At 59.3% G+C, this 22,649-nt stretch carries 21 protein-coding genes; 8 read left to right on the top strand and 13 right to left on the bottom strand.

What is annotated here, in order from left to right:
- Nucleotides 1–263: 263 nt before the first annotated feature.
- Nucleotides 264–1,400 (bottom strand): catalase family protein, encoded by a 1,137-nt coding sequence (locus AC1Q6Y_RS22770; protein WP_492625197.1) that lies wholly within the window; start codon nt 1,398–1,400, stop codon nt 264–266.
- Nucleotides 1,401–1,428: 28 nt separating this feature from the next.
- Entirely contained in the window at nt 1,429–3,231 is a 1,803-nt protein-coding gene (locus AC1Q6Y_RS22765; RefSeq protein WP_492625196.1) for a di-heme-cytochrome C peroxidase, read from the bottom strand.
- Between the two features lie 270 nt (nt 3,232–3,501).
- On the opposite strand from AC1Q6Y_RS22765, the gene bamJ reads away from it, so the two are divergent.
- The 5 genes from bamJ (at nt 3,502) to AC1Q6Y_RS22740 (ending at nt 6,198) form a co-directional block, all read left to right on the top strand.
- Nucleotides 3,502–4,218 (top strand): BamJ family beta-barrel-assembly machinery protein, encoded by a 717-nt coding sequence (bamJ, locus tag AC1Q6Y_RS22760; RefSeq protein WP_057715783.1) that lies wholly within the window; start codon nt 3,502–3,504, stop codon nt 4,216–4,218.
- Nucleotides 4,219–4,510: 292 nt separating this feature from the next.
- Nucleotides 4,511–4,966: a YkvA family protein gene (locus AC1Q6Y_RS22755; RefSeq protein ID WP_057715782.1), complete on the top strand. Its 456-nt coding sequence runs from the start codon at nt 4,511–4,513 to the stop codon at nt 4,964–4,966.
- A 114-nt stretch (nt 4,967–5,080) separates the two neighbouring features.
- Nucleotides 5,081–5,422, top strand: a complete 342-nt coding sequence (locus AC1Q6Y_RS22750) for a helix-turn-helix domain-containing protein (RefSeq protein ID WP_007974980.1) — start codon at nt 5,081–5,083, stop codon at nt 5,420–5,422.
- Nucleotides 5,419–5,790 carry a hypothetical protein gene (locus tag AC1Q6Y_RS22745; protein WP_007898892.1) on the top strand — a complete coding sequence of 124 codons (372 nt, stop codon included), beginning with the start codon at nt 5,419–5,421 and terminating at the stop codon, nt 5,788–5,790. Before AC1Q6Y_RS22750 ends, AC1Q6Y_RS22745 begins: the two co-directional genes overlap by 4 nt.
- Nucleotides 5,791–6,198, top strand: coding sequence for an SEL1-like repeat protein (locus tag AC1Q6Y_RS22740; RefSeq protein WP_492625195.1), 408 nt, complete (start codon nt 5,791–5,793; stop codon nt 6,196–6,198).
- A gap of 24 nt (nt 6,199–6,222) precedes the next feature.
- On the opposite strand, the gene AC1Q6Y_RS22735 is transcribed toward AC1Q6Y_RS22740, so the two are convergent.
- Both AC1Q6Y_RS22735 and AC1Q6Y_RS22730 read right to left on the bottom strand, forming a co-directional pair.
- The gene (locus AC1Q6Y_RS22735; RefSeq protein WP_492625194.1) at nt 6,223–8,013 is read right to left on the bottom strand and encodes a bifunctional diguanylate cyclase/phosphodiesterase; all 1,791 of its coding nucleotides are present in this window, start codon (nt 8,011–8,013) and stop codon (nt 6,223–6,225) included.
- A 145-nt stretch (nt 8,014–8,158) separates the two neighbouring features.
- Entirely contained in the window at nt 8,159–10,240 is a 2,082-nt protein-coding gene (locus tag AC1Q6Y_RS22730) for a carboxy terminal-processing peptidase (RefSeq protein WP_492625193.1), read from the bottom strand.
- A 138-nt stretch (nt 10,241–10,378) separates the two neighbouring features.
- Between AC1Q6Y_RS22730 and AC1Q6Y_RS22725 the strand changes: the two genes are divergently transcribed.
- Nucleotides 10,379–11,341 (top strand): zinc-binding dehydrogenase, encoded by a 963-nt coding sequence (locus AC1Q6Y_RS22725; RefSeq protein ID WP_218497216.1) that lies wholly within the window; start codon nt 10,379–10,381, stop codon nt 11,339–11,341.
- Between the two features lie 114 nt (nt 11,342–11,455).
- Here AC1Q6Y_RS22725 and AC1Q6Y_RS22720 read toward each other — a convergent pair whose 3' ends face one another.
- The 6 genes from AC1Q6Y_RS22720 to AC1Q6Y_RS22695 form a co-directional block, all read right to left on the bottom strand.
- Nucleotides 11,456–12,109, bottom strand: a complete 654-nt coding sequence (locus tag AC1Q6Y_RS22720) for an HAD family hydrolase (protein ID WP_150814121.1) — start codon at nt 12,107–12,109, stop codon at nt 11,456–11,458.
- A 34-nt stretch (nt 12,110–12,143) separates the two neighbouring features.
- On the bottom strand, nt 12,144–13,133 hold the full coding sequence (locus tag AC1Q6Y_RS22715; protein ID WP_057715776.1) for an ABC transporter ATP-binding protein: 990 nt from the start codon (nt 13,131–13,133) through the stop codon (nt 12,144–12,146).
- Nucleotides 13,130–13,930, bottom strand: coding sequence for an ABC transporter permease (locus AC1Q6Y_RS22710; protein ID WP_090453956.1), 801 nt, complete (start codon nt 13,928–13,930; stop codon nt 13,130–13,132). Before AC1Q6Y_RS22710 ends, AC1Q6Y_RS22715 begins: the two co-directional genes overlap by 4 nt.
- On the bottom strand, nt 13,917–14,753 hold the full coding sequence (locus tag AC1Q6Y_RS22705; RefSeq protein ID WP_174245537.1) for an ABC transporter permease: 837 nt from the start codon (nt 14,751–14,753) through the stop codon (nt 13,917–13,919). Before AC1Q6Y_RS22705 ends, AC1Q6Y_RS22710 begins: the two co-directional genes overlap by 14 nt.
- A gap of 5 nt (nt 14,754–14,758) precedes the next feature.
- Nucleotides 14,759–15,565, bottom strand: a complete 807-nt coding sequence (locus AC1Q6Y_RS22700; protein ID WP_492625192.1) for an alkaline phosphatase family protein — start codon at nt 15,563–15,565, stop codon at nt 14,759–14,761.
- Nucleotides 15,566–15,743: 178 nt separating this feature from the next.
- Nucleotides 15,744–16,808, bottom strand: a complete 1,065-nt coding sequence (locus AC1Q6Y_RS22695) for an ABC transporter substrate-binding protein (RefSeq protein WP_218497232.1) — start codon at nt 16,806–16,808, stop codon at nt 15,744–15,746.
- 363 nt (nt 16,809–17,171) lie between these two features.
- Between AC1Q6Y_RS22695 and AC1Q6Y_RS22690 the strand changes: the two genes are divergently transcribed.
- Complete coding sequence (locus AC1Q6Y_RS22690; RefSeq protein WP_057715771.1) at nt 17,172–17,885, top strand: UTRA domain-containing protein; 714 nt, start codon at nt 17,172–17,174, stop codon at nt 17,883–17,885.
- Between the two features lie 201 nt (nt 17,886–18,086).
- Nucleotides 18,087–18,623, top strand: coding sequence for a hypothetical protein (locus AC1Q6Y_RS22685; protein ID WP_131726885.1), 537 nt, complete (start codon nt 18,087–18,089; stop codon nt 18,621–18,623).
- A gap of 81 nt (nt 18,624–18,704) precedes the next feature.
- Here the strand turns inward: AC1Q6Y_RS22685 and AC1Q6Y_RS22680 are convergent, their stop codons facing one another.
- The 3 genes from AC1Q6Y_RS22680 to AC1Q6Y_RS22670 form a co-directional block, all read right to left on the bottom strand.
- Entirely contained in the window at nt 18,705–20,807 is a 2,103-nt protein-coding gene (locus AC1Q6Y_RS22680; protein WP_492625191.1) for a mechanosensitive ion channel family protein, read from the bottom strand.
- A gap of 126 nt (nt 20,808–20,933) precedes the next feature.
- On the bottom strand, nt 20,934–21,248 hold the full coding sequence (locus tag AC1Q6Y_RS22675) for a hypothetical protein (RefSeq protein WP_489340657.1): 315 nt from the start codon (nt 21,246–21,248) through the stop codon (nt 20,934–20,936).
- 36 nt (nt 21,249–21,284) lie between these two features.
- On the bottom strand, nt 21,285–22,574 hold the full coding sequence (locus tag AC1Q6Y_RS22670; RefSeq protein ID WP_007974949.1) for a M18 family aminopeptidase: 1,290 nt from the start codon (nt 22,572–22,574) through the stop codon (nt 21,285–21,287).
- Nucleotides 22,575–22,649 lie beyond the last annotated feature (75 nt).

The raw sequence follows: 22,649 nt of genomic DNA, 5'->3' as shown, positions 1-22,649 counted from the left end.
CGGTAGTTCAGTCGGTTAGAATACCGGCCTGTCACGCCGGGGGTCGCGGGTTCGAGTCCCGTCCGCTGCGCCATATTCGGTAACCTGGAACACTGAACGCCAGGTCACCACAGAAAGCCCGCCTTGTGCGGGCTTTTTGCTGTCCGGGATTTGGCTTTTCTCGCTCCCCGTAGGAGCGAGCTGGCTCGCGATGGTCGTTAACGATAACGCGTAGATTCAGATAGCCAGCGGCGCCCATGGGTTTTTCGTGAGCAAGCTCGCTCCTACAGTCCGGCGTTACGGCTGTGCCGGTAGTCGCTGACGGCTTCATACACGGCCTTGCGCAGGCGATTGATCCCGCCAATCGGTCGGTGCGCCTCGACGCCGAACCAGGGATTGAACGACTGGTTGTCGCATTGCAGGTTCAGCGCCGGTGTATCGAAGTCCTGCGCCGGAACCTTGATTCGCGCCACCGTCTCGAAGGGCGCATCGCTCTCGCGCCACTCAATGCTGGTGTCTTCAATCGGCATGTACTTGTTGGCGTCCTGTCGCTGGATTTGCAAAGCGAAACACGCAGGCACCCGGTCGGTCGACAGCTGTTGGTTCAGCGCATTGCGCAGAAAGTTCGGCAGCTTGCGATTCTGTTCCGGCAGGCTGTAGGCCGGGCAGCCATCGGGATCGGGCATGACCCGGAACTTCGCATTGGCTTCACCGAATTTGTAGGGTGAAACCGAAAAGTACGTCGTCTGGGTCGGGCTCGACGGGGCAGGGGCCAGTGTCGCCAGGGCAATGAACAGGTGGCGAACCTGCCAGGTGCGTGGATCCCGGCCGGGGAAGAAGGCCATCATCTTTTTACCGTCGGCCTGGGCGGCGACGTTCTGACGGTATTCGGCGACATTACTGACAAAGAAGTTCGGGTGGTTGAACATCACAAAGTCCTGTTCGCCTCGGCCCTGCCGGTCGCTCAACAGTTGCTTGCCCGGCACATCGAACAGTTTGATCGCCATGCCCCGGGCGTCGCGGATGCTGTCGAACTGCGGGTAGGCATTGCCGTTGGACAGGCGCATTGTCGCTTGCCAGGTTTTGCCCGGCTCGCTGAACACACCCTGGCGCAGTTCGCCTGGCAGTTCCGGCAGCACCTGAACCTCGGCCTTCACACAGCCATGGGCCTTGGCATGGGCGTCGCGCAGGTAGCGGGTGCTTTCACGGTGCTGATCGACGATGCGCACGGCGGTCTGGATGATGTCCAGGGTCATCGCCGCTTCGTCGTCCGCAATCAATTCCTGCGCCGAGACCGGCCCGCGATGCTGCCAGGCAAACCAGGCGCTGGCCAGGGCCCAGCCCAGCACGCCGAGAATCAGTGACCACAGCAACAGCCTGGCGAGGAAGGCGCCCAGGCGCAGCCAGAGCGTTATCAGCATGGGAACGTTCTCCTGACTGAGGCAGTGGTCATGGCAATTGCGCCTCCAGCGGGCCGCCCAGCACTTTCAGATACTCCAGCAATGCCCAGCGTTCTTGCGGTTGCAACCCGCGGCCGATCACGCCATTGCCGAGTTTGCCGGCACGGAATTCATGGCCACTGTTGTGGTTGCCGGTGATACGCGTGTCGAACAGGAAGCCATTGGCAAAGGCTTCGGTGCGGTAACCCAGGTGTCCCGGGTCGTATTCGAAAGTGCCTTTATAGAACGTGGTCGCACGCTCATCTTGAGGCGACAGCAGCTGATAAATACTCGGTACCGAACCGTTGTGCAGAAACGGCGGTGTCGCCCATACACCCGCCAATGGCCTGGCCTTGTACGAACGCAATTCGCGCACTCCGATTGGCAGACCGAAACCGTCCATTTCAGGGCGCTCGGCAGGGGTGACATTGGCGTCTTGATACGCGCGGCCCTGGACATAGGCGGTGACATAGGCCAGTCCCTTGGCCACGGACATCTTGCTCAGGTCCAGAGGCTCGTCGGGTTTTGGCTCGACATCGAGTTTTTCCAGTTCGGCCTGCTTCCATTGCAGCGCTGTCAGGTCGAAGCGGTGGTCGGCGATGTTGTTGGCCGCGCCGGGGTCTGTGCCGATGTAATCCACCGGGAGCATTTTCAGGTGCTGGACGTATCGTCCCTCGCCCTGGGTGGTGCGCGGTACATGGCAACCCGCGCAGTTTTCGGCGAACAAGGCGCGCCCCTGGGCTGCCAGAGGCTTGTCGACCGCGCCCAACAGGTCTTCCGGCCAGGCCGGAGGCGAGAGTCGTTGCAGGGTTTCTTCGATCAGGTGCAGATCGCGCACGCGGACACTGGACGGATAGCGGGCATCGCCCATCAGCGGCTGGCCGTTCTTGTCGAAGAAGTTCAGCGTGGCGCCGACGCCCAACGCCTCGCCGATGTTGCGGGCCATGGGTTGTTTCGCCGAACCATTCCACTGCACCCATTCGAACGTCCACATGTCCCACAGCTGTGGATAATCGACCGGGGCATTGGCCACGCGGTAGTTGTCGGGGGAAATCGCATCACCGAAGCTGGCGTTGGCGATGCGCCCGAAGGCGTCTGTGCGCCCCGGGCCTTCCTCGGTCGGATAGAGCCCGCGATGGGTGTCGTTCCAGGCCACTTTGAGGAATGTATCCAGTGAAGATTTGAAATCTTTGCGCAACTGTTGGTGGCGCGTCTCGTAGTCCTGGCCAAGCACGTTGCGTGCGAAGCGCTCGAATTTCCACGGGTTGTAGTAAGTGGAGGCGAGGCTGGCCACCAGCGCCTGTCCGAAACTGCCGCCTTTGAGCGTAGGAACACTGGACGGCAGCACATGTTGCGCCGAGCCGCCGTCGATACGCAGGGCTTGACCCTTGAAACGCAGTTCACCGGTGTGGCAGGCCGCGCAGGTGATATCCAGAAACACATCCGGGCTACCCGCGTTCTGGTGCCGGGTAAAGCCTGCCGGGAGGTTGCCGGGGTTGTTCGGTGTTGGTGCCTGGCCGGGGTCCACCAGGAAACCGAAGCGGGCGAGGTATTCGGGGGTGGCGAAGCGTTGTTGTGAGAAGGGCAGTTCGAGGGCAGTGAACCAGTCATAGCGCAAGCCTTTGACCTGAGTGCCCTGGGGCGTGAAGTAATAAGTATCTCGATCGGCGGCGCTCCATTGCTCCAGGTAATGCACCTGTTGTGCGGGCGACCAGGCCGGCAATTTCGGGTTGGCGACGTAATAAAGAACCACGGCGATGACCAGCCCGAGCAGTAGTGCGATGAGAATCAGCAAACGAAAGAAGAGGCGCAAAATAAACTTCCTTGTCGAATTATCCTGCCGTTATGCCCGAGCACTCAGGGTGGGGCAAGAGGCCATTACGCCAGATATTGTAGGTTCAGGAATCAGCCTGCGTCGGAACAAGATGAAAGAAGCTTCATCGACAGGAATTGTGAAATGCGTTTAAACACCTGAACTTATCAATTGTTTCCGGCTCTCATGCCGGTAGCCATTGGTCGTGGCGGCCTGATAAGCTCGCGGCTTTACTCGATTGCCCTTTAGGCGCATGAACAAGGAAATAGCATGAAACAGCATCGGTTGGCGGCGGCGGTAGCCCTGGTTGGCCTGGTACTCGCGGGTTGTGATTCGCAGACCAGCGTAGAGCTGAAAACTCCGGCGCAAAAAGCTTCCTACGGCATTGGCCTGAACATGGGCAAGAGCCTGGCTCAGGAAGGCATGGATGACCTGGATTCCAAGGCTGTAGCCCAGGGCATCGAAGACGCCGTCGGCAAGAAAGAGCAGAAGCTCAAAGACGAAGAACTGGTCGAGGCGTTCGCCGCACTGCAAAAGCGTGCCGAAGAGCGCATGGCCAAGATGAGCGAAGAGTCGGCGGCTGCCGGCAAGAAATTCCTCGAAGACAACGCCAAGAAAGCTGGCGTGACCACCACCGCTTCGGGCTTGCAGTACGAAGTCGTGCAGAAAGCCGATGGTCCTCAGCCAAAGCCGACTGACGTAGTGACCGTTCACTACACCGGCAAGCTGACCAATGGCACCGTATTCGACAGCTCCGTCGAGCGCGGCAGCCCGATTGATCTGCCGGTCAGCGGTGTGATCCCGGGTTGGGTCGAAGGCCTGCAACTGATGCACGTTGGCGAGAAGTACAAGCTGTACATCCCTGCTGACCTGGCTTACGGTGCTCAAAGCCCAAGCCCGGCGATTCCAGCCAACTCGGTGCTGGTATTCGACCTGGAACTGCTGGCCATCAAGGATCCGGGAAAAGAAGACGCCGCTGCCAAGTAACCAGCGCCTGCTTCGATAACAACGCCTCGCTCATGCGGGGCGTTGTTGCATCTGGCGTTCGGTACGGGTAAACAAAACGAACAGACGCTCTAGGCTGGAGTCTTAGGCATAATAGTGTTGGCGGTAGACGCACAAGGCCGCCAAGTCAATGAAATTATGGGTTTTTTTTGATGAGTAAAAAACGCCCGATCTGAACGCGGGCCTTGTAAAACGGGGCTTACAGCGATGAAAAGCAGCTCTGTTCACAAGGTTATCCACAATTTGTGTGGATAACATTTCAACGGGAGGAATGATGAAAACGCCCTGGAGTTTCGCTCGTTTCCTGCCACTGGCCGGACGTCTGCTGGCACGCGGTCGATTGCCAACCCTGTTGTTCGCGGTCGCCAGTAAAGGCGCAAGCCAGGGTAATCGATTGGGCAAGATCAAGGACGACTTGAAGCTGTTGCAGGCACTCTGCCTGGCCTACTGGCGTGGTGAGTATCGCGCCATCAGCCCCAAGGCGCTGGTTTCGGTTGTCGCGGGCCTGATGTATTTCCTCAGTCCGGTGGATGCGATCCTGGATTTCATTCCAGTATTTGGCATGCTCGATGACATCGCGGTACTGGCATGGCTGATGAAAGTGCTCGACGACGAGCTCAATGCCTTCCGTGCCTGGCGCAAACGGCAGGTGCCGGAGAAGCTCGCGGTGGTTGAGCGTCTGCCTGATACCCCCGAGCAACTTCAACTTCAAGGCCCGAAAAAACACTGATTCGATTTTGATGAGTTCATAGATTGATGCCCCCCGCGACCTTGGCCGCTGTTAGGATTACACTTCTAGGGAAAAGTGCCGACTCGCTAAGTGTTGTTGTCCTACGGGGTAGTGATGGATATTCAGATAATTACACGCGAAGGCGAGCCCGAATATGCGGTTCTGCCATGGGCTCAGTATCAGGCGTTATTGAAAGCAGCGGGCATCAAAGAGCAAGCGTCGCCTCAAGCCACGAAGCCTCAGGCGGCGACACCAGACGCGATACTTCCGGGTCTGGATCAACTACGCAGTTTGCGCGAGGGGAAGGGCATCGCCATCGAGGCGTTGGCCCGCACGGTAGGCATCAGCCCGTCTTACCTGGCCATGATCGAAAGTGGCGAGCGTCTGCCCGACGCTGCGATTCGCCGTAGCCTGGCCTGGGAATTGACGGTGCCAGGGTGGAGGGATGAATCGTGAGCGTACGCATCAGTCGTCAACATTGGGACGGATTGCTCGGCGAACTGGATCAGGCGCGTCGCCAGCGCCATCTGTTGACGTACCGGGCATTGCTGGAGCGTTTGCAGCTGCCGACCCCGGCCATGCAGACCCTGACGGCGGCCCTTGAGCATCTGGCGGCTTTGGACGCCAGGGCGGAGCAGCCATTGCGCAGTTCACTGGTGATCAGTCAGGGCGCCAGCCGCTTGCCGCGCACTGGATTCTTTGAGTGTGTCGAGCGTCTCGGGCGTTTTTCCGGGCCGTCTGACGGCGTTGCCGCCGCGTCCTGGCATGCTTCGGAAGTGGTGCGGGTGTTCGAGTACGAATACCCGGAATCGGCCGAGGCCTGAGTGTTTTTACAACTCAAGGCGCGGGCTGGTTACTGGCTCGCGCACCGATTGTTTCATTGGTCATGGTTTGTCCGTCAGCCACGTGGCTGGCGCTGGCTCGAAGGCCAGTTCGCACGCATGGCCAACCTGGGCGATGTCGGCGCCCAGAGCTTCTATGGGCACATCCTGGCGTTTCGCGGCGTCGGCCTCGGTGCTCGTGAGGAGGGCGTGCGTTTGTTGCGCCTGGCGGCGTTGGCGGGCGATGGCAAGGCGGCGTATCAGGTGGGCGTGATCACACTGGCCGGGACGGCGATCAAGGCTCCGGATCCGGTCGAAGCGGCGCGATTCTGGGAGATGGCGGCGAAGGCCGGGCATCCATTGGCGCCGATCAAGCTCGAAGAGCTGAAGTCTTCCTCGGCGCCTCGTTGATCGGAGTGAAGCCGGAAAGCGCCCTTATCGATGCCCGGAAACGAGCAGCTCTTCAACAGTCGAAACCACCCGGCTATCAATCACATGCACGCTATAGCCCTGCACATTCTTCGCATGGTGCTTGGCCTGTGATGCCATCTCGGCCAACTGGCTCGCATCGAGTTGTCCACAGGCCTGTGGATGCAAATGCACTACGCCGATCGACAGCGACAACAACGCAAACTCCTGGCGCTGCCCCTGGCGATTGGGTGCGATGAAGCAGCCGGCTTCCAGGTGCTCGCTGCGGTAGAAGCGCCGGCACTGGCTCTGGAAGTCGTCGAGCAACTGGTTCAAACGTTTGCGCCAGTCTTCCGGGCCTAGCACCAGCAGGAAATCATCGCCGCCGATATGGCCGACAAAGTCGCGGGACGGGTCGACGCGATCGTTCAGGCATTGCGCCAGGCACAGCAGGACTTCGTCGCCACGACCATAACCGTAGATGTCGTTGAAAGGTTTGAAGCTATCAATGTCCACGTAGCAGATCACCGATTCCCTTCGCTGTTGCAGCAGTCGCGTCAGGCATTGCTGAATCGGCACGTTGCCCGGAAGCAAGGTCAACGGGTTGGCGTAGCGGGCCTGCTGGATCTTCAGTTCCGTGATCAGCTTGAGCACGTCGATCACCCGGCCCAACCCCAGGTAACCGCCGTTGAGGGTAATGATGAAATCTTCTTCGATGCGCTGGCGGGCACGGCTGGTGATCAGGCGGCTGACTTGTTGCAGTGACTGGCTCAGCTCGACGGCGAGGAAGTCATCGTTCATCAGGCGGCTGATGGGCTTGCGGGCGAACAGGTCAGTGGCAAAGGGCTTGAGCAGGGCGTCGGAGAGCGAATGACGATGGACAATGCCGCAGGGTTGACCCTGTTCATCCAGGACTGCCAGCGAGTTCAGGTTGGCCTGGCGGCGAAAGGCTTCGAGCACCGTGGCGGTCGGCGTGTCGCGGTTTACCGCGGGCAGCTCGTTGAGCAGGGCGCTGAGGTCGCTGCCGTCTTCGCTCAGTGCAACGGCGGTGCTGTCCTGTCGGGGCATCAATGCCCGGGCATCCCGTGGCGGGTGTTCCTGGGGGCGGCAGAGCAGATAGCCCTGCACCAGGTCCACGCCCATTTCGGTCAGCACCGTGAGTTCTTCGGGGAGCTCGATACCTTCGGCGATGACTTGCGCCCGCGAGGCCTTGGCGATTTGCAGGATCGAGCCGACGAACTCGCGCTTGAGCGCATCCTGATGGATGCCATCAATGAAATGCCGGTCGATTTTCACGTAATCCGGCCGTAGCTCGGACCACAAGCGCAAACTCGAATAGCCCGCCCCCAGATCATCCAGCGCAATCGAAAACCCCATCGCCCGATAGTGATGCAGGGCGGTTTGCAGCAGCTGGAAATCATCCGTCGGCGTCTGTTCCGTGAGCTCGATGACCACCCGGCTTGGCGCAATGCCGAAATCCTGCAGCAATTGCAGGGTGCGCCCCGGTTGATGGGCCGCTTCGAGCAGGGACTCCGGGGACACGTTAAGGAACAACAGGCCAGGCAGTTGTTGCTCATTGAAGCGTCGGCAAGCGCTTTTGCGGCAGGCAATTTCCAGCTCGCTCAGGCGTCCGGCCTGGCGGGCGACGGCGAACAGGGCGACAGGGGAGTGCAGAGGGCTGTTGGAGGGGCCACGACTGAGGGCTTCGTAACCGAGGATGCGTCGTTCAGAGAGGCTGATGATCGGTTGGAACAGACTGTGTAAACCGCTTTGACTCAGGATCGAGCTCAAGGCACTCAGCTGTTCGGTTGTGGTCATGGCGATCTCTGGCAATAAAAAAAGGACCGGGCGTGCCCTTGGTAAAAAGAGCACGCCCGGTCCTTTATTTCACGACAGAATGATGACTGTTTGATGACGCTACCGGGGCGTCAGCATTAAATTGCCATCAGTTGTTTGTACAAACTCAGTGCTTGGCCACTGCCGTGTTGAGTTTCAGGTAGTCCAGCAGAATCCGCCCTGTTTCGCTGAGGTAGGCGTCGTCTTCCGGTTTGGTCTTGTCATCCTCGGCCGCGATGGCGTCCTCGTCTTCTTTCTTCAGCTCTTTGAGCGGCTCTTCGCCCTTGGCCTTGCGACGGATGTTTTCCATGGCCAGCTGTTTGGCTTCGATGTCGGCGTGCTGGGCACGACGCTCGACTTCATTGAGGCTGACGGTTTTCTCGGCCATCAGTTTCTGCGCCAGGGCCAGCTTGTCACGGATGAACACGAACTCCGCATCTTTGGCCGTACGCACGTCATGCTCGGACTGGAGCTGCGAAATGTACGGCTTGAACGGGTCGAGCGCAGGCTTGATCGCCGCCTTGATGGTGTCCCATGGCATGGCTTCCGGCAGGGCGCTTTCACCGATTTCCTTGGTGTCGATGATCGACGGGTAATCGATGTCCGGCAAGACGCCCTGATGCTGGGTGCTCTGCCCGGAAACCCGGTAGAACTTGGCCAGGGTCAGTTTCAGCTCGCCATGGTTGAGCGGCTGAATGGTCTGCACGGTGCCTTTGCCGAAGGTCTGGCCGCCGATGATCAGCGCGCGGTGGTAGTCCTGCATGGCGCCGGCAAAAATCTCCGAAGCCGAGGCGGACAGGCGGTTGACGAGCAACGCCATCGGGCCTTTGTAGAACGCGCCCGGATTTTCATCCTCCAGGACATCGACCCGGCCATCGGCGTTACGCACGAGCACGGTCGGGCCTTTGTCGATGAACAGGCTGGTCAGCTCGGTGGCCTCTTGCAAGGAACCGCCGCCGTTGTTGCGCAGGTCGATGACCACGCCGTCGACTTTCTCTTTCTGCAATTCGGTCAGCAGTTTCTTGACGTCGCGGGTGGTGCTCTTGTAATCCGGATCGCCGGCACGGAAGGCCTTGAAGTCCAGATAGAACGCCGGGATCTCGATGACACCGAGCTTGTAGTCCTTGCCGTCCTGCTTCAGATTCAAGACCGACTTCTTCACGGCCTGATCTTCGAGTTTCACCGCTTCACGGGTGATCGGCACGATCTTGGTGGTCTGGTCGTTCGGCGCATTGCTGGCCGGGATAACTTCCAGGCGCACCACGGTGCCCTTCGGACCACGGATCAGCTTGACCACTTCGTCCAGGCGCCAGCCCACGACGTCGACCATTTCCTTGTTGCCCTGGGCAACGCCGATGATCTTGTCGGCCGGTGCAACCTGCTTGGTCTTGTCCGCGGGACCTGCCGGCACCAGGCGCACGACTTTCACCTGGTCGTTATCGCTTTGCAACACGGCACCGATGCCCTCGAGGGACAGGCTCATGTTGATGTCGAAGTTCTCCGCGTTATCCGGCGACAGATAGTTGGTGTGCGGGTCGTAGGACATGGCGAAGGTGTTGATGTACGCCTGGAAGATGTCTTCCGCGCGGGTCTGGTCCAGGCGCGCCAACTGGTTCTTGTAGCGCTTGGTCAGGGTTTCCTGGATCTGCTTGGAATCCTTGCCGGCGATCTTCTGACGCAGGACTTCGTCCTTGACGCGTTTGCGCCACAGGTCGTCGAGTTCTGCGGTGGATTTGAGCCAAGGGGCGTCCTTGCGGTCGATCAGCAAGGTTTCCTTGGTGGTGAAGTCGATCTTGTCGACGCCTTTGTTCAGCTCGGCAATAGCGAAGTCCAGACGCGCCTTGACGCGGTCCAGGTAGCGCTTGTAGATGGTGAACCCGGCGTTCAGGTCGCCGCTCTTGAGGAAATCGTCGAACTGCGTCTTCCACTTGTCGAATTCGGCAATGTCGCTGGCCATGAAGTAGCTGCGCGACGGATCCAGCAGCTTGAGGTAGCTGTCGTAGATGATTACCGAGCGTGCGTCATCGAGCGGCGGCTTGCTGTAGTGGTGGCGCTTGAGCAACTCCACGACGTTCAGACTGGCGATCACTTCGTCACGATCGGGTTGAAGCTTGTCCCAGCTATTGGCTGCGAATGTATTGCTCGACATCGGCAGCAAGCCGATACCGATGAGTAAAGCGAGGGCAGTGCTGGGGAACAGATGCTTCATGCTGATTCGACGCGGGGACAATTGATAACGCATATTAGGCCGTCTTTGAAGTCGCCGGTTCTTTGGGAGCCGGTCGCATAATGCAAAAAACCCGACGCTATAGCTTCGGGCTCAGTCCAGACTCACTATGGAGGCACTGTGAAAGCATTGCAAGGCGTTGACGGTCAAGTGGTATGGGTTGATGAGCCGAGTCCTGCATGCGATGTAGGACAAGTTCGTATTCGAGTGGCGGCAGCGGGCCTCAATCGTGCCGATTTGTTGCAGAAGGCCGGCCTTTACCCGCCCCCGCCAGGGGCCAGTCAAGTGCTCGGTCTAGAGTGCTCGGGGGTCATCAGCGAGGTGGGTGCCGGGTCCTCCTGGCAGGTTGGCGATCGGGTTTGCGCCTTGCTGGCCGGGGGCGGGATGGCCGAAGAGGTGGTTGTCGACGGGCGGCATGTGCTGCCGGTTCCCGATGGAATGTCACTGTTCGAAGCGGCTGCATTGCCCGAAGTTTATGCAACAGTCTGGTTGAATTTGTTTCAACTGGCCGCGCTCAAACCGGGTCAGAAAGTTCTTCTGCATGCCGGGGCAAGTGGAATCGGTTCAGCTGCCATTCAGCTGTGCAAAGCTTTCGGTAACCCGTGCTGGGTCAGCGTCGGCTCCGCAGAGCGATTGGCGTACTGCGAAGCGCTGGGCGCCCAGGGCGGCGTGGTGCGTAATGGCGATCTGGAGAGCCTGCGGGATCTGGGGCCGTTCGATGTGATTCTCGATCCGGTGGGCGGCAATTACGCGGCCCTGAACCTCAAGCTGCTGGCGCAGGATGGCCGCTGGGTGTTGATCGGTCTGATGGGCGGCCGCGAGGCCAAGCTGGATCTGGCTCAGGTGCTGGCCAAGCGTGTGCAGTTGCTGGGTTCGACTTTGCGCAGTCGCGACGATCAGTTCAAGGCCGATCTGTTCAGTGATTTGGGCCAGCATGTGTGGCCGTTGTTTGCTGAAGGGCGCTTGAGCCCGCAACTGGCCAGGACATTCCCGATCAAGGATGCCGAGGCGGCGTTTGCCGAGTTGGCGAGTAATACCGTGGCGGGGAAAGTGGTGCTGGTGATTGACGAAAGCCTCACCTGACAACACAAAAAACTGTGGGAGCGAGCTTGCTCGCGATGGCGGTCTGTCTGTCGGCATTAACGTTGACTGACACACTGCTATCGCGAGCAAGCTCGCTCCCACAGGGGATCCGGGTTACTTCCAGATATGGATCGGCCAGCCAGCCTTTTCAGCCTGCTCGCGCAACACCGGATCCGGGTTGACCACGTGGGGGAAATCCACCTTCAGCAACAGCGGCAGGTCATTGCGTGAGTCGGAATAGAAACTCGCGCCTTCGAGGTTTTCCTCCTCTGCATCCAGCCACTCCAGCAAGCGGGTGATCTTGCCTTCGCGGTAGGTCAGGGTGCCAACGGTGTGGCCGGTGTAGACGCCATGGGCCACTTCCAGTTCGATGCCCAGAATCTCGTCGATGCCCAGGCGCTCGGCGATGGGACCGACCAGGTGCGTGCCCGAGGCCGAGATCACCAGGATCCGGTCGCCGGCCTTGCGATGCGCCGCGATGGCTTTGGTGGCATCGCTGAAAATGATCGGCTCGATGAAGTCCTCTACCCACGGACCAACCAGGTGCGCGACTTCTTCAGGTGTACGACCAATCAATGGTTCCAGGCTGAAGGCCATGTAGTCCTCCATGGCCAGATGGCCCCTGCCGTAGGCATCCATCAATTCCTTGTCGCGACGCAGGAACGACTCGCCATCGACCCAGCCGAGGCGGACCATTTGCTCGCTCCACAGTGAGGCGCAGTCGCCGTGGATCAGGGTTTCGTCCAGATCAAAAATTGCCAGGGCCATCAGTGCAGTTCTCTCTTCAGCGTCAGCAAAGGCATCAGGCTACCTCACACAGGGCCGTCGGATCGATGGAAAGCGCCAGGCGCTGACCATCGGGATGCAGGTCGGCCGCCGAGCGGTTCAGCACATCCACCACCAATTCCACACCCCGGGCTTCGACCCGGTAGCGAATCACGTTGCCCAGCAGGCTGTGGCTGCGCACTTGCGCGTCCAGTTCACCGTCGAGGCTCAGTTCGATGGCTTCCGGGCGAATGGCAATGCGCTTGTTGATCGGTCGCTGCAACAGCTTCGAGGCGCTGTCGGCGTCCAGCAGGTTGTAGTTGCCGATGAACCCGGCGGCGAACACATCGACTGGCGCAGTGTAGAGGGTTTCGGCGTCGCCACTTTGTACGATCTTTCCCTGATTCATCAGGAAAATCCGGTCAGACATGGTCAGGGCTTCTTCCTGATCGTGTGTGACGAAAATCGTGGTCAAGCCCAGTTCACGCTGGATCTGACGGATCTGTTCACGCAGGTGCTTGCGAATCCGCGCGTCCAGGGCCGACAACGGTTCATCCAGCAACAACAGGCGTGGCCGGGTCACCAGGGAGCGGGCGAGGGCCACGCGCTGGCACTGACCGCCCGACAGTTGGTGCGGGTAACGCGCGGCAAAGTCATTGAGTTCCACCAGTTTGAGCACTTCTGCGACGCGTTTGCGGCTGTCATCGGCATTGACCTTTTGCATGCGCAGGCCGAAGGCGACGTTTTGCTCCACGGTCATGTTGGGGAACAGCGCATAGCTTTGGAACACCATGCCGATCCCGCGTTTCTGCGGGCTCACCGGCACGATATCGGCACCATCGAGCAGGATTTTGCCGCCATCCACCGAAGTCAGGCCGGCGATGCAGCGCAGCAGGGTGGATTTGCCGCAACCGGACGGACCGAGCAGGGTGACGAATTCACCTTTCTGGATTTCGCAATTGATATCGCTGAACACCGTGGTGCCGGCGAAGCTTTTCTGAAGATGTTGGACGCTGACATAGCTCATTCGCTTTTGTCCCTGTTCAAGATATTGGCAATCCAGGTCAGAACCAGCACAAAGAAGAAGTAGGAAATCACCAGCGCACTGGTGAAATGACCGCTGCTGTTGCGCATGTTGTTGAGGTAGACCTGCAGGGTTTCGTAGCGGGTACCGACAAGGATGTTGGCGAACACGAACTCACCGAACAGGAACGAGAACGACAGCAGCAACGCCACCATCAGGCCCTTGCGCAAGTTCGGCAGCACCACCAGGAAGGCGGCTTGAAAGGTGCTGGCGCCGAGCAACTGGGCGGCATCCATCAGGTCGCGCAGGTTGATCGCCTGCAGGTTGTTGGTGATCGCCCGGTACATGAACGGCAGCGCCACGGTGAAGTAGCAACCGATCAGGATCCACGGCGTGCCGACCATGGCGAATGGTCCGGAACCATAAAGCTGCAACAGCCCCACCGACGACACCACCGGCGGCACGGCGAAGGGCAGCAGGATCAGGATGTTCATCAGTGCGTCGAGTTTCGGGAAGTGGTAATGCACCACGAACAGCAACGGCAGAATCAGCACTACCGAAAGAATCAGCGAACCGACGCAGACCAGCAGCGACTGCCCGAACGCATTCAGGAAGCGCGGATCGCTCCACAGCTGGATGTACCACTTGAGGGTGAAGCCACTGGGCAGAATGGTCGCCGACCAACTGCTGGAGATCGAATAGATCAGCGTGCCGAGCAGCGGCAACAGCAGGATGGCAAACAGCAGATACACCACGACGCGGTGGTAGACACCGGCGGGCCCCAGTTCAGCGCGAGACATGGTAGCTCCTCTTCAACAGCAACTGATGCACGATGGTCACCAGGGTCATCAAGGCCACAAGCACCACGGCCAGGGCGCTGGCCAGGTTCGGGTCCAGGGAAATGTCACCGGACACCATCGCCGCGATGCGGATCGGCAGCACGTTGAAGTTGCCGGTGGTCAGGGCGTACACCGTGGCGTAGGCACCGAGGGCGTTTGCCAGCAGGATCACGAAGGTGCCCAGCAGTGCCGGCGTCAAAACAGGCAAGCCGATGTGCCGCCAGTACTGCCAACCGTCGGCGCCGAGCAGCGCAGCGGACTCACGCCAGTCTTCGCGCAGTGCATCGAAGGCCGGATACAGCAGCAGCACGCCGAGGGGAATCTGGAAGTAGGTGTAGAGAATGATCAGCCCGGTTTTCGAGTACAGGTTGAAGTCCTGAATTATTCCGGCCTGCTTGAGCATGATGGTGAAGCTGCCGTTGAAGCCGAGCAGAATGATGAACGCGAAGGCCAGGGGCACGCCGGCGAAGTTACTGGTCATGTTGGCGAAGGCGTTGACGAAATTGCGCAGTTTTGAGTCCACCCGGCGCAGGGAATAGGCGCCGAGTACCGCGATGACGATCCCGAACACGCTGGACCAGAAGCTGATCTCGAGACTGTACTGGATGGCCTGCAGGTAAAACTTCGAGCTGAAGATCTTGCTGAAGTTGGCCAGGCCCCAGCCGAACTCTTCCGATTGCAGGCTGTTGATCATCACCCAGGTCAGCGGTGCGATTTCGAACACGATGAAGAACAGCGCAAATGGAACCAGGCACAAGGCCGCGAGCCATTTGCCGCGAGTCATGGAATTCACTTCAGAAGCTCCCGGCACACCGGCTTGTCGTGAGGCACGCCCAGCAGTTCGCAGACGGTGCCGCAAATGTCAGTCTGTTCGGGCGCAGCGCCCGAATCGAAACTGAAAGCGTCGCCGAGGACGAACAGCGGTACTTCGCGTTCTTCGGCAAGCAGCCCGTTGTGGGAGCGGTCGTTGTTCATGCCGTGGTCGGCGGTGACCAGCACTTGGTAACCGGCATCGAGCCAGCCTTGCAGGTAGTCGGCCAGGATGATGTCGGCCGAGCGGGCACTGTTGCGGTACTGCGGGGTGTCGAGGCCGTGCTTGTGCCCGGCGTCGTCGATGTTCATCGGGTGGATCAGCAGAAAATTCGGTGCATGGCGCAGGCGCAGGTTTTCGGCGTCGGCGAACAGGTGCGAATCCGGGTAGTGATCGTTCCAGTAAAAATGCCCATGCTGGATCGGTAGTTGCGGGTCATCGGTGTGACGGTCCCGGGCCGCCACGAAGGGCGAGCGGTTGTACAGCTCGCTGACCCAGTGATAGGCCGCCGCCGCGGTGACAAGGCCTGCGTCAGTGGCGTAGTGATAGATGCTGCGCTGGTTGGACAGGCGCGAGACATTGTTGTGGACGATGCCGCTGTCGATCGGCGTAACGCCGGTCAGGATGCATTCGTACAGGGGGCGGGACAGGGCCGGCAACTCGCACTGCAGTTTGTAGAGTGCCGCGCGTCCTGCGCCGACGTAGGCCTGCAGGTGCCCCATGGCGTGGCGGGCGACCTCGTAGTTGAGGCCGTCGAGCACGACAAGGATGACGTTGTGCTTCATAGGGGCAAAAACTCCGCAAAACAGATGATTCAAGTACGCAACCAATCCCTTGTGGGAGCGAGCTTGCTCGCGATGAGGGACTTCCATTCAACATCAATGCTGAATGTCAGGTCGCTATCGCGAGCAAGCTCGCTCCCACAGGGATCTCCATCAGGCCTCCCGTTGGTGGGCTACCCGCTTACTGCATATTGATGATGACTTCTTCCTGCCACTTCTGAGGAAGGGCCTTGGAAGTCTTCTCCCAGGCGTCCGCGTCCTTGATCGGCGTGACCTTCTTGTACTGCTCGTTAGGCAGCAGCTTGGCCTGCACCTCGGCTGGCAGGGTCAGGTGTTCAGCACGGATCGGACGGGCGTTGCCCTTGGCCAGGTTGATCTGGCCGGCGTCACTGAAGATGTATTCGCGGGTCAGCTTGGCTGCATTCGGGTTTTTCGCGTACTTGTTGATGATTGTGGTGTAGCCGGAGATCACCGAGCCGTCGGACGGGATCAGCACCACGTAGTCATCCGGGTTGGCCATCTTGGCCTTGTAGCTCAGGCCGTTGAAGTCCCAGACCACGCCGACTTCGATTTCGCCTTTTTCCATGGTGGCAATCGTCGGGTTGGACATCGACAGGCGACCTTGCTTGGCGATGTCGGCGAACAGATCCAGGGCAGGCTTGAGGTTTTTCTCGTCGCCACCGTTGGCCAGTGCCGCGGCCAATACGCCGTTGGCTGCCTGGGCCGCGGTGCTCACGTCGCCGATGGAGACCTTGTATTTGCCGCCCTTGAGGTCAGCCCACTTGGTTGGCGCCTCGGAGCCATGCAGCAACTTCTTGTTGACGATGAAAGCGATGGTGCCGGTGTAGGCCAGTGCCCAGTTGCCGTCTTTGTCCTTGGCCCAGGCCGGAATCTGATCCCAGGTCGAAGGCTTGTAGGGCTGGACCACGCCTTGCTTGACCGCGATTGGGCCGAACGCTGCACCGACGTCGCCGATGTCGGCGCTGGCGTTGTCTTTTTCCGCGGCGAACTTGGCGATCTCCTGGGCCGAGCTCATGTCGGTGTCGATGTGCTTGAGGCCGTACTTGTCGCTCAGGTCTTTCCAGGTGCCGGCCCAGTTGGCCCAGTCATTGGGCATGCCAACGCTGTTGACGGCGCCTTCCGCTTTCGCAGCGGCTTCCAGGGTTTTCAGATCATCGGCCGCGATGGCCGCGGTGCACATTGCGATGGTCGAGCCTAACAGTGATGCCAGGAAAAGCTTTTTCATTCCGAAGCTCCTTGGGTCGTGTTCAACGCTGCGATTGCGGTTCGTGTTGGTCTAGGTCAGCAATACCTGAGCCAATTTAAGGGGGCTGGATGACACTTTGATGTCGTTCGTCGCCCGGAATGACTTTTTGTTCAGCGGTATCGCGACTGGCCTGCTAAGCGTAGACCATGGTCAAGACCCCGGAGGGCAAGGGACTTGGCCGATGAATTGCAAGTTGTTGAAGGCAGGGAATTGCGACCGTTGGGCGGCTTTGTCACATCTGGTTCATCTGCGCTGCCTACGCTTGCAGACTATTGAATGAGCCGGTTTACACTGCGGTTCTGCCCTGAAATGGTGCTGGTCTAGTCCAGAAAGGAAACGTTGATGCGTGAAGAGGCAACAAAAGCGGTAACAGCCATCGGCCAGGTGCTTCAGGAGCAGATCGACCATGGACTGTTGACCCCCGGCAGCAAATTGCCGGCCGAACGCAAGCTCAGTGAATTGTTTGGCACCACACGGATCACTTTGCGTGAAGCGTTGTTGCAGTTGGAGTCCCAGGGGCAGATTTATCGCGAGGAGCGTCGCGGCTGGTTCGTCTCGCCGCCACGCCTGGCCTACAACCTCATGCAGCGTAGCCACTTTCACGCGATGGTCAGCGCCCAGGGGCGGGTGCCGTCGACCGAGGTGATTTCGGCGCGATTGCAGCCGGCGTCGGCGGCGGTGTGTGCCTGGCTGCAATTGCCGGCGCTGTCGAGCGTGATTCAGATCTGCCGTTCACGGCGGATTGACGGGCGACTGGTGTTGTATGTGGAGCACTATCTGAACCCACAGTATTTCCCGGGGATTCTTGAGTTCGATCTGAATCAGTCGATTACCGAGTTGTATGCGCGGCATTACGATTTGCACTACGGGCGGGTGCGCTTCGAGATTGTACCTACGGCGTTGTCGGTGGATGCGGCGGCGGCGTTGAAGGTGTCGGTGGGTAGCCCGGGCTTGCAGATTGCCCGGGTTAACTATGACCAGCATGAACGCTTGATCGACTGCGACCTGGAGTTCTGGCGGCATGATGCGATTCATGTTGGAGTTGATGTAGTTTGATATTTTTTAGGGTGAACATCGGTGTATTGGTGTGAGATGGACGATGTTGGTTGATTGTTATTTGTTTGGGGAGTGTTTGGTGTTGTTAAACTTTGAAATTAATGGCGCGTGATTTGGTTGGCTTGTTTAGTGGTTATTTGTGTAGGTTGATATGGCTGCTTTTAAGGCAGCTTATGGAGTTAAATTTTATAAGGAATTATTATGCTTTCAATATTTGGTGCTACTTTGAGGGTTTCAGGTCGTCCGATCATGGTGCTGGAAAATGGAACAGTTGGGACTCGATGGAATAATGGGGAGCCAGCGCAGTTTTATTTTATTTATACGGGGCCTTTTTGCAAAATTCAGGTGGCTGGCGAACAGAATGGTTGGATTGGTTGTAATGAAAAGGGGTTTCTAACGCTTAACGCTGATCCGGCCATGTTTCAACTATTTGATAGTGCTTCTGGTTCGGTGTGGGGCGGCGCCAGTCAGGGGAGTAAAATGGTTAATCTGGTTACGGCCTGTGGCGCCCCGGTTCTGCAGTTTGGAGGTGATGATGGTTTTGAAGATGCGGATACGCTCTATAACTTCTTGATAGCAGCGCAAAAAATAAAGGTGGATTCAATCAGAGGTACAACCAAATATTTAGTTCCAACAGGTGACGACAGTTGGATTGAGTACCCTGAAAAAAAACCGTACTCGGCAAAACCTGCATCGATTGAACTGACTATAGGAAGTGTCGGAGTACCAGCTGCTTGAGTCAGGTTCTATAGTTTGATCAAGTCGTGAATTTTTTCAGTTCAAGGCAGCTTTGGATAATTTGAAGCTGCCTTTTCATGATTATTCTTGCGCTACGCCCGGCGTCATTATGTGCACACTCATCCGCGGTGTCGCCAGATCCAGTCCGGCTTCATCCATGTGCCGCTTGAGCGACAGGTTGAACGCCCGCGAAACCTCCCACTGCTTGATCGGCGCCGTCTTGAACCGGGCGCGAAGGATCGCGTTGCCCGACTCGAAACTTTCCACCCCCTGGAACTCCAGCGGCGACCAGATATTGCGCCGCTGCAGCGGGTCAGTGCGCATTTTCTGGCCGACTTCGCGCATCAGTTTGATTGCGTTGTCGATGTCCATGTTGGCCGGCACCGCTACCCGGAAGATCGCGTAGCCGAATTCCCGGGAGTAGTTCTTGATGCTTTTGATTTCGCTGAACGGAATGGTGTGGACGATGCCGTCGATGTCCCGCAGACGCACGGTACGGATGGTCAGGCCTTCGACCGTGCCGAGGTGGCCGCCGACATCCACGTAGTCGTCAATGGCCAGGGAGTCTTCGATGATGATGAACAACCCGGTAATCAGGTCGGCTACCAGCGACTGCGCACCAAAACCGATGGCCAGACCGATCACACCGGCACCGGCCAGCAGGGGTGTGACGTTCATGCCCATGTTCGCCAGGGCAACGATCAGCGCGATGATGAAAATCGCTATGAACAGCACATTGCGGATCAGCGGCATCATCGTCTGTGCGCGGGCGTTGGCCAGGCCTTTGCGCGAGCGGGTGAGTGCGTGGTGCACGGCGGTATCGCTGAGAATCCAGATCAGCCAGGCAAACAGCAGCGTGCCGGCGAGGCTGAACAGTTTGACGCTGACTTCGTGGCCGTCGCCTTCGGTAAAGCGGATCAACGACATGCCCCAGACCCGCAGGCCGAGTTCGATAAAGGCCAGCCACACCAACAGGTGAACGATGGTGTAGAAGAAATTTTTCAGCCGTTCCGAATACACCGCGTAGCGCCGGATGCCGCGCTGCGGTTTGAGGGCGTGGCGGCGTACCAGGCCGTTAATGACCATGCACAACACCAGCAAAACGGTGCAGATCAGCGACTGGCGCAGGGCGGTGCTGGTGTCGCCGGCGGAAATGAACGTCGCGAACAGGGAAATGGCCACCAGCACCAACGCCGGCACGTACCAGAAGGTGCCGAGAATCGACAGGGTGTCGTTGAGGGCGCGGCGGGTCAGGCGCCGGGACAGCGGCTGGTTGCGGATCAGGTGGGCGATCGGCCGGCGGAAACGCAGGATGAAGCGCCCCGTGGAGAGCGCGGCCAGGACATTGGCGGCAGTCGCGGCGGTATGGGCCAGATGGCTGCCGAGGCTGTTGACCAGTTGCGGATCGCTCAGCGCTTCGCCAAACGCGGCGAAGCTGCCGATCAGCCATAGCGGTCGAAACGCCTGGTGCCGCAGGATGTACAAGGCGCGGTGGCGGTGTGGGCCGTCGAGCAGGGAAAAGGCAATCACGCAGATGGCCGAGAAGCAGGTGCCGACCACCAGTGCATAGGCCAGCACCATCGCCAGGCTTTTGCCCAGGGACGAGGGCAGGGCGTAGCTCATGTAGACCGTGATCACCAGGGCGATCAGCCATGGCCCGAGTTTGCGCAGCGCAAAACGCAACATGTCCAGGGCCCTGGGATGCTGCGGCAGTTCTTCGGTCAGGCCGAAACGCATCCGCACGCGGTGGCTGATCCAGATCAGGGCGGCGGCCAGCAGGCTCCAGACCATCAGGATCATGGCAAAGGCGAACAGCATGGGCAGCCATTCATTGGCCGGCAGCGCCAACGCCACCAGTTCTTCCCTGGCCTGATCGAATTCACTGGACCAGAGCGTGAGCGGACTGTCGACGCCGGAAAATTTCTTCTCGAAATTGGCCAGGGTTCCGCCAATCAGACCCAGTACGCCTTCTTCGGTAATCGGCTGGGCCTGTTTGGTGGTGTCGCGGAGCCTTTTCAGGTCGGCCAGCAGCTTGGTGCGTTGCTGGTCGTTCTCCAGTGACTTGATCACTTCGTCCAGAGATTGCCCCAGCGGTTCCTGTGCTTCGGGCTGCGCCTTGGCCTGGTTGTTGAGCAGGCCCGGCAGGCCGGCCGCCTGGGCAGGCGCCACTGACAGCAGCGTCATCAGGCAGACAAGGACAATACACGGGAGGGAAAAAAGACGAGCGAACACTAGACGGTCAACCTCGCAGGGAGCGGATCGACCGAGTGTACGAGCCCGTCAAAATCAATGCGAGCCAAGGGCGAGGAATTATTCGTTGAGTTTGGCGAGGATCTTGAGAACAACGGTCGCGAGAATGGTCAGCATGCCGATCCACATGGCAAACACACCGGCATTCTTATCGCGAAAGTTGAAGCCGACGGCCAGCAGGAGCATCCCGGCAAGAATCGGAATCAGCATGGCGTGAAAGGTAGACATCGAAATCATGGAGACGGCCTTGTCGAAGGGATACTGGAAGTCTAGGCGGCTTTTTTGCACCGTGTTGTCTGTAGGAGCGAGCTTGCTCGCGATGAACTTCAGGGCGCCGTGTTTATCCAGAAAACACGCGTAATCGTTCACGTCCATCGCGAGCAGGCTCGCTCCTACAGGGTATTGCGGGGCTTACGGCAATTCGCGGCAGGCGTAGAACGCGCTCAGTACCTTGACCAGATGCGCCAGGTCATGGCTGCCGCACAGTTCGCGGATCGAGTGCATGGCGAACGTCGGCAAGCCGATATCCACGGTGCGCACGCCCAGGTGGCTGGCGGTGATCGGGCCGATGGTCGAACCACAGCCCATGTCGCTGCGCACTACGAAGCTTTGCACCGGCACTTCTTCAGCCATGCACAGGTGACGGAAGAACCCGGCGGTTTCGCTGTTGGTGGCGTAGCGCTGATTGCTGTTGACCTTGATCACCGGGCCGGCGTTGAGTTTCGGGCCGTGGTTGGCATCGTGCTTGTCGGCGTAGTTCGGATGCACGCCGTGGGCGTTGTCAGCCGAAACCAGCAGGGATTTCTGAATGGTGCGTACGAATTCATCACCTTCAGGCAGCAAGCGACGCAAGGTTTGCTCAAGCATCGGGCCGTCGGCACCGCAGGCCGAGCAGGAACCGACTTCTTCGTGGTCGTTGCAGACCAGCACGCAGGTTTCGTCGGTGTCGGCCGTCAACAGCGCTTGCAGGCCGGCGTAGCACGACAGCAGGTTGTCCAGGCGCGCGCCGGCGATGAAGTCGCCATGCAGGCCAATGACCGCAGCGCTTTGGGTGTCGTAGAAGCTCAGCTCGTAATCGAGCACCACGTCCGCGTTCAGGCCGTGTTCACGGGCGAGTTGATCGGTGAGCACCGCGCGGAAGTCCACGCGCTCGTCACCGGCAAATTGCGCGAGGATCGGCGGCAGTTCGGTCTGGGCGTTGATTGCCCAGCCCATGTTGGCTTCGCGGTTGAGGTGAATCGCCAGGTTCGGAATGATCGCGACCGGTGCCTTGAAGTCGATCAACTGGCTCTCGACCTTGCCATCACGACGGAAGGTTACGCGGCCCGCCAGGGAGAGGTCGCGGTCGAACCACGGCGCCAGCAGTGCGCCGCCATAGACTTCAACGCCCAGTTGCCAGAAGCCCTGGCGTTGCAGTTCCGGTTGCGGCTTGACGCGCAGGCACGGGCTGTCGGTGTGGGCGCCGACCAGGCGAATGCCGCCGTGCAGCGGTGAATGGCGGCCCATCTTGATCGCGACAATCGAAGAGTCGTTGCGGGTGACGTAGTAGCGACCGTTGGCTTCGGTATTCCACGGCTCGCGCTCGTCGAGGCGTTGGTAGCCCGCCGCTTCCAGACGCTGAACAAGGCTGGCGGTGGCATGGAACGGGGTAGGGGAGGCCTTGAGGAAATCGATCAGGCCTTGGTTCAACTCTTCGCGCATAAAGTAGCTCCAGACAGCAGTGGCGCCAGTTTAACGTATTGGTCAGGGAATTGGCGGTGGCGTGCGGGTGGAGTG

The sequence above is a fragment of the Pseudomonas sp. GW823-FHT06E10 genome, assembly GCF_058794995.1.
Note: the sequence above shows the minus strand (reverse complement) of the source record. Positions and strands in the feature narration are given on the sequence as shown.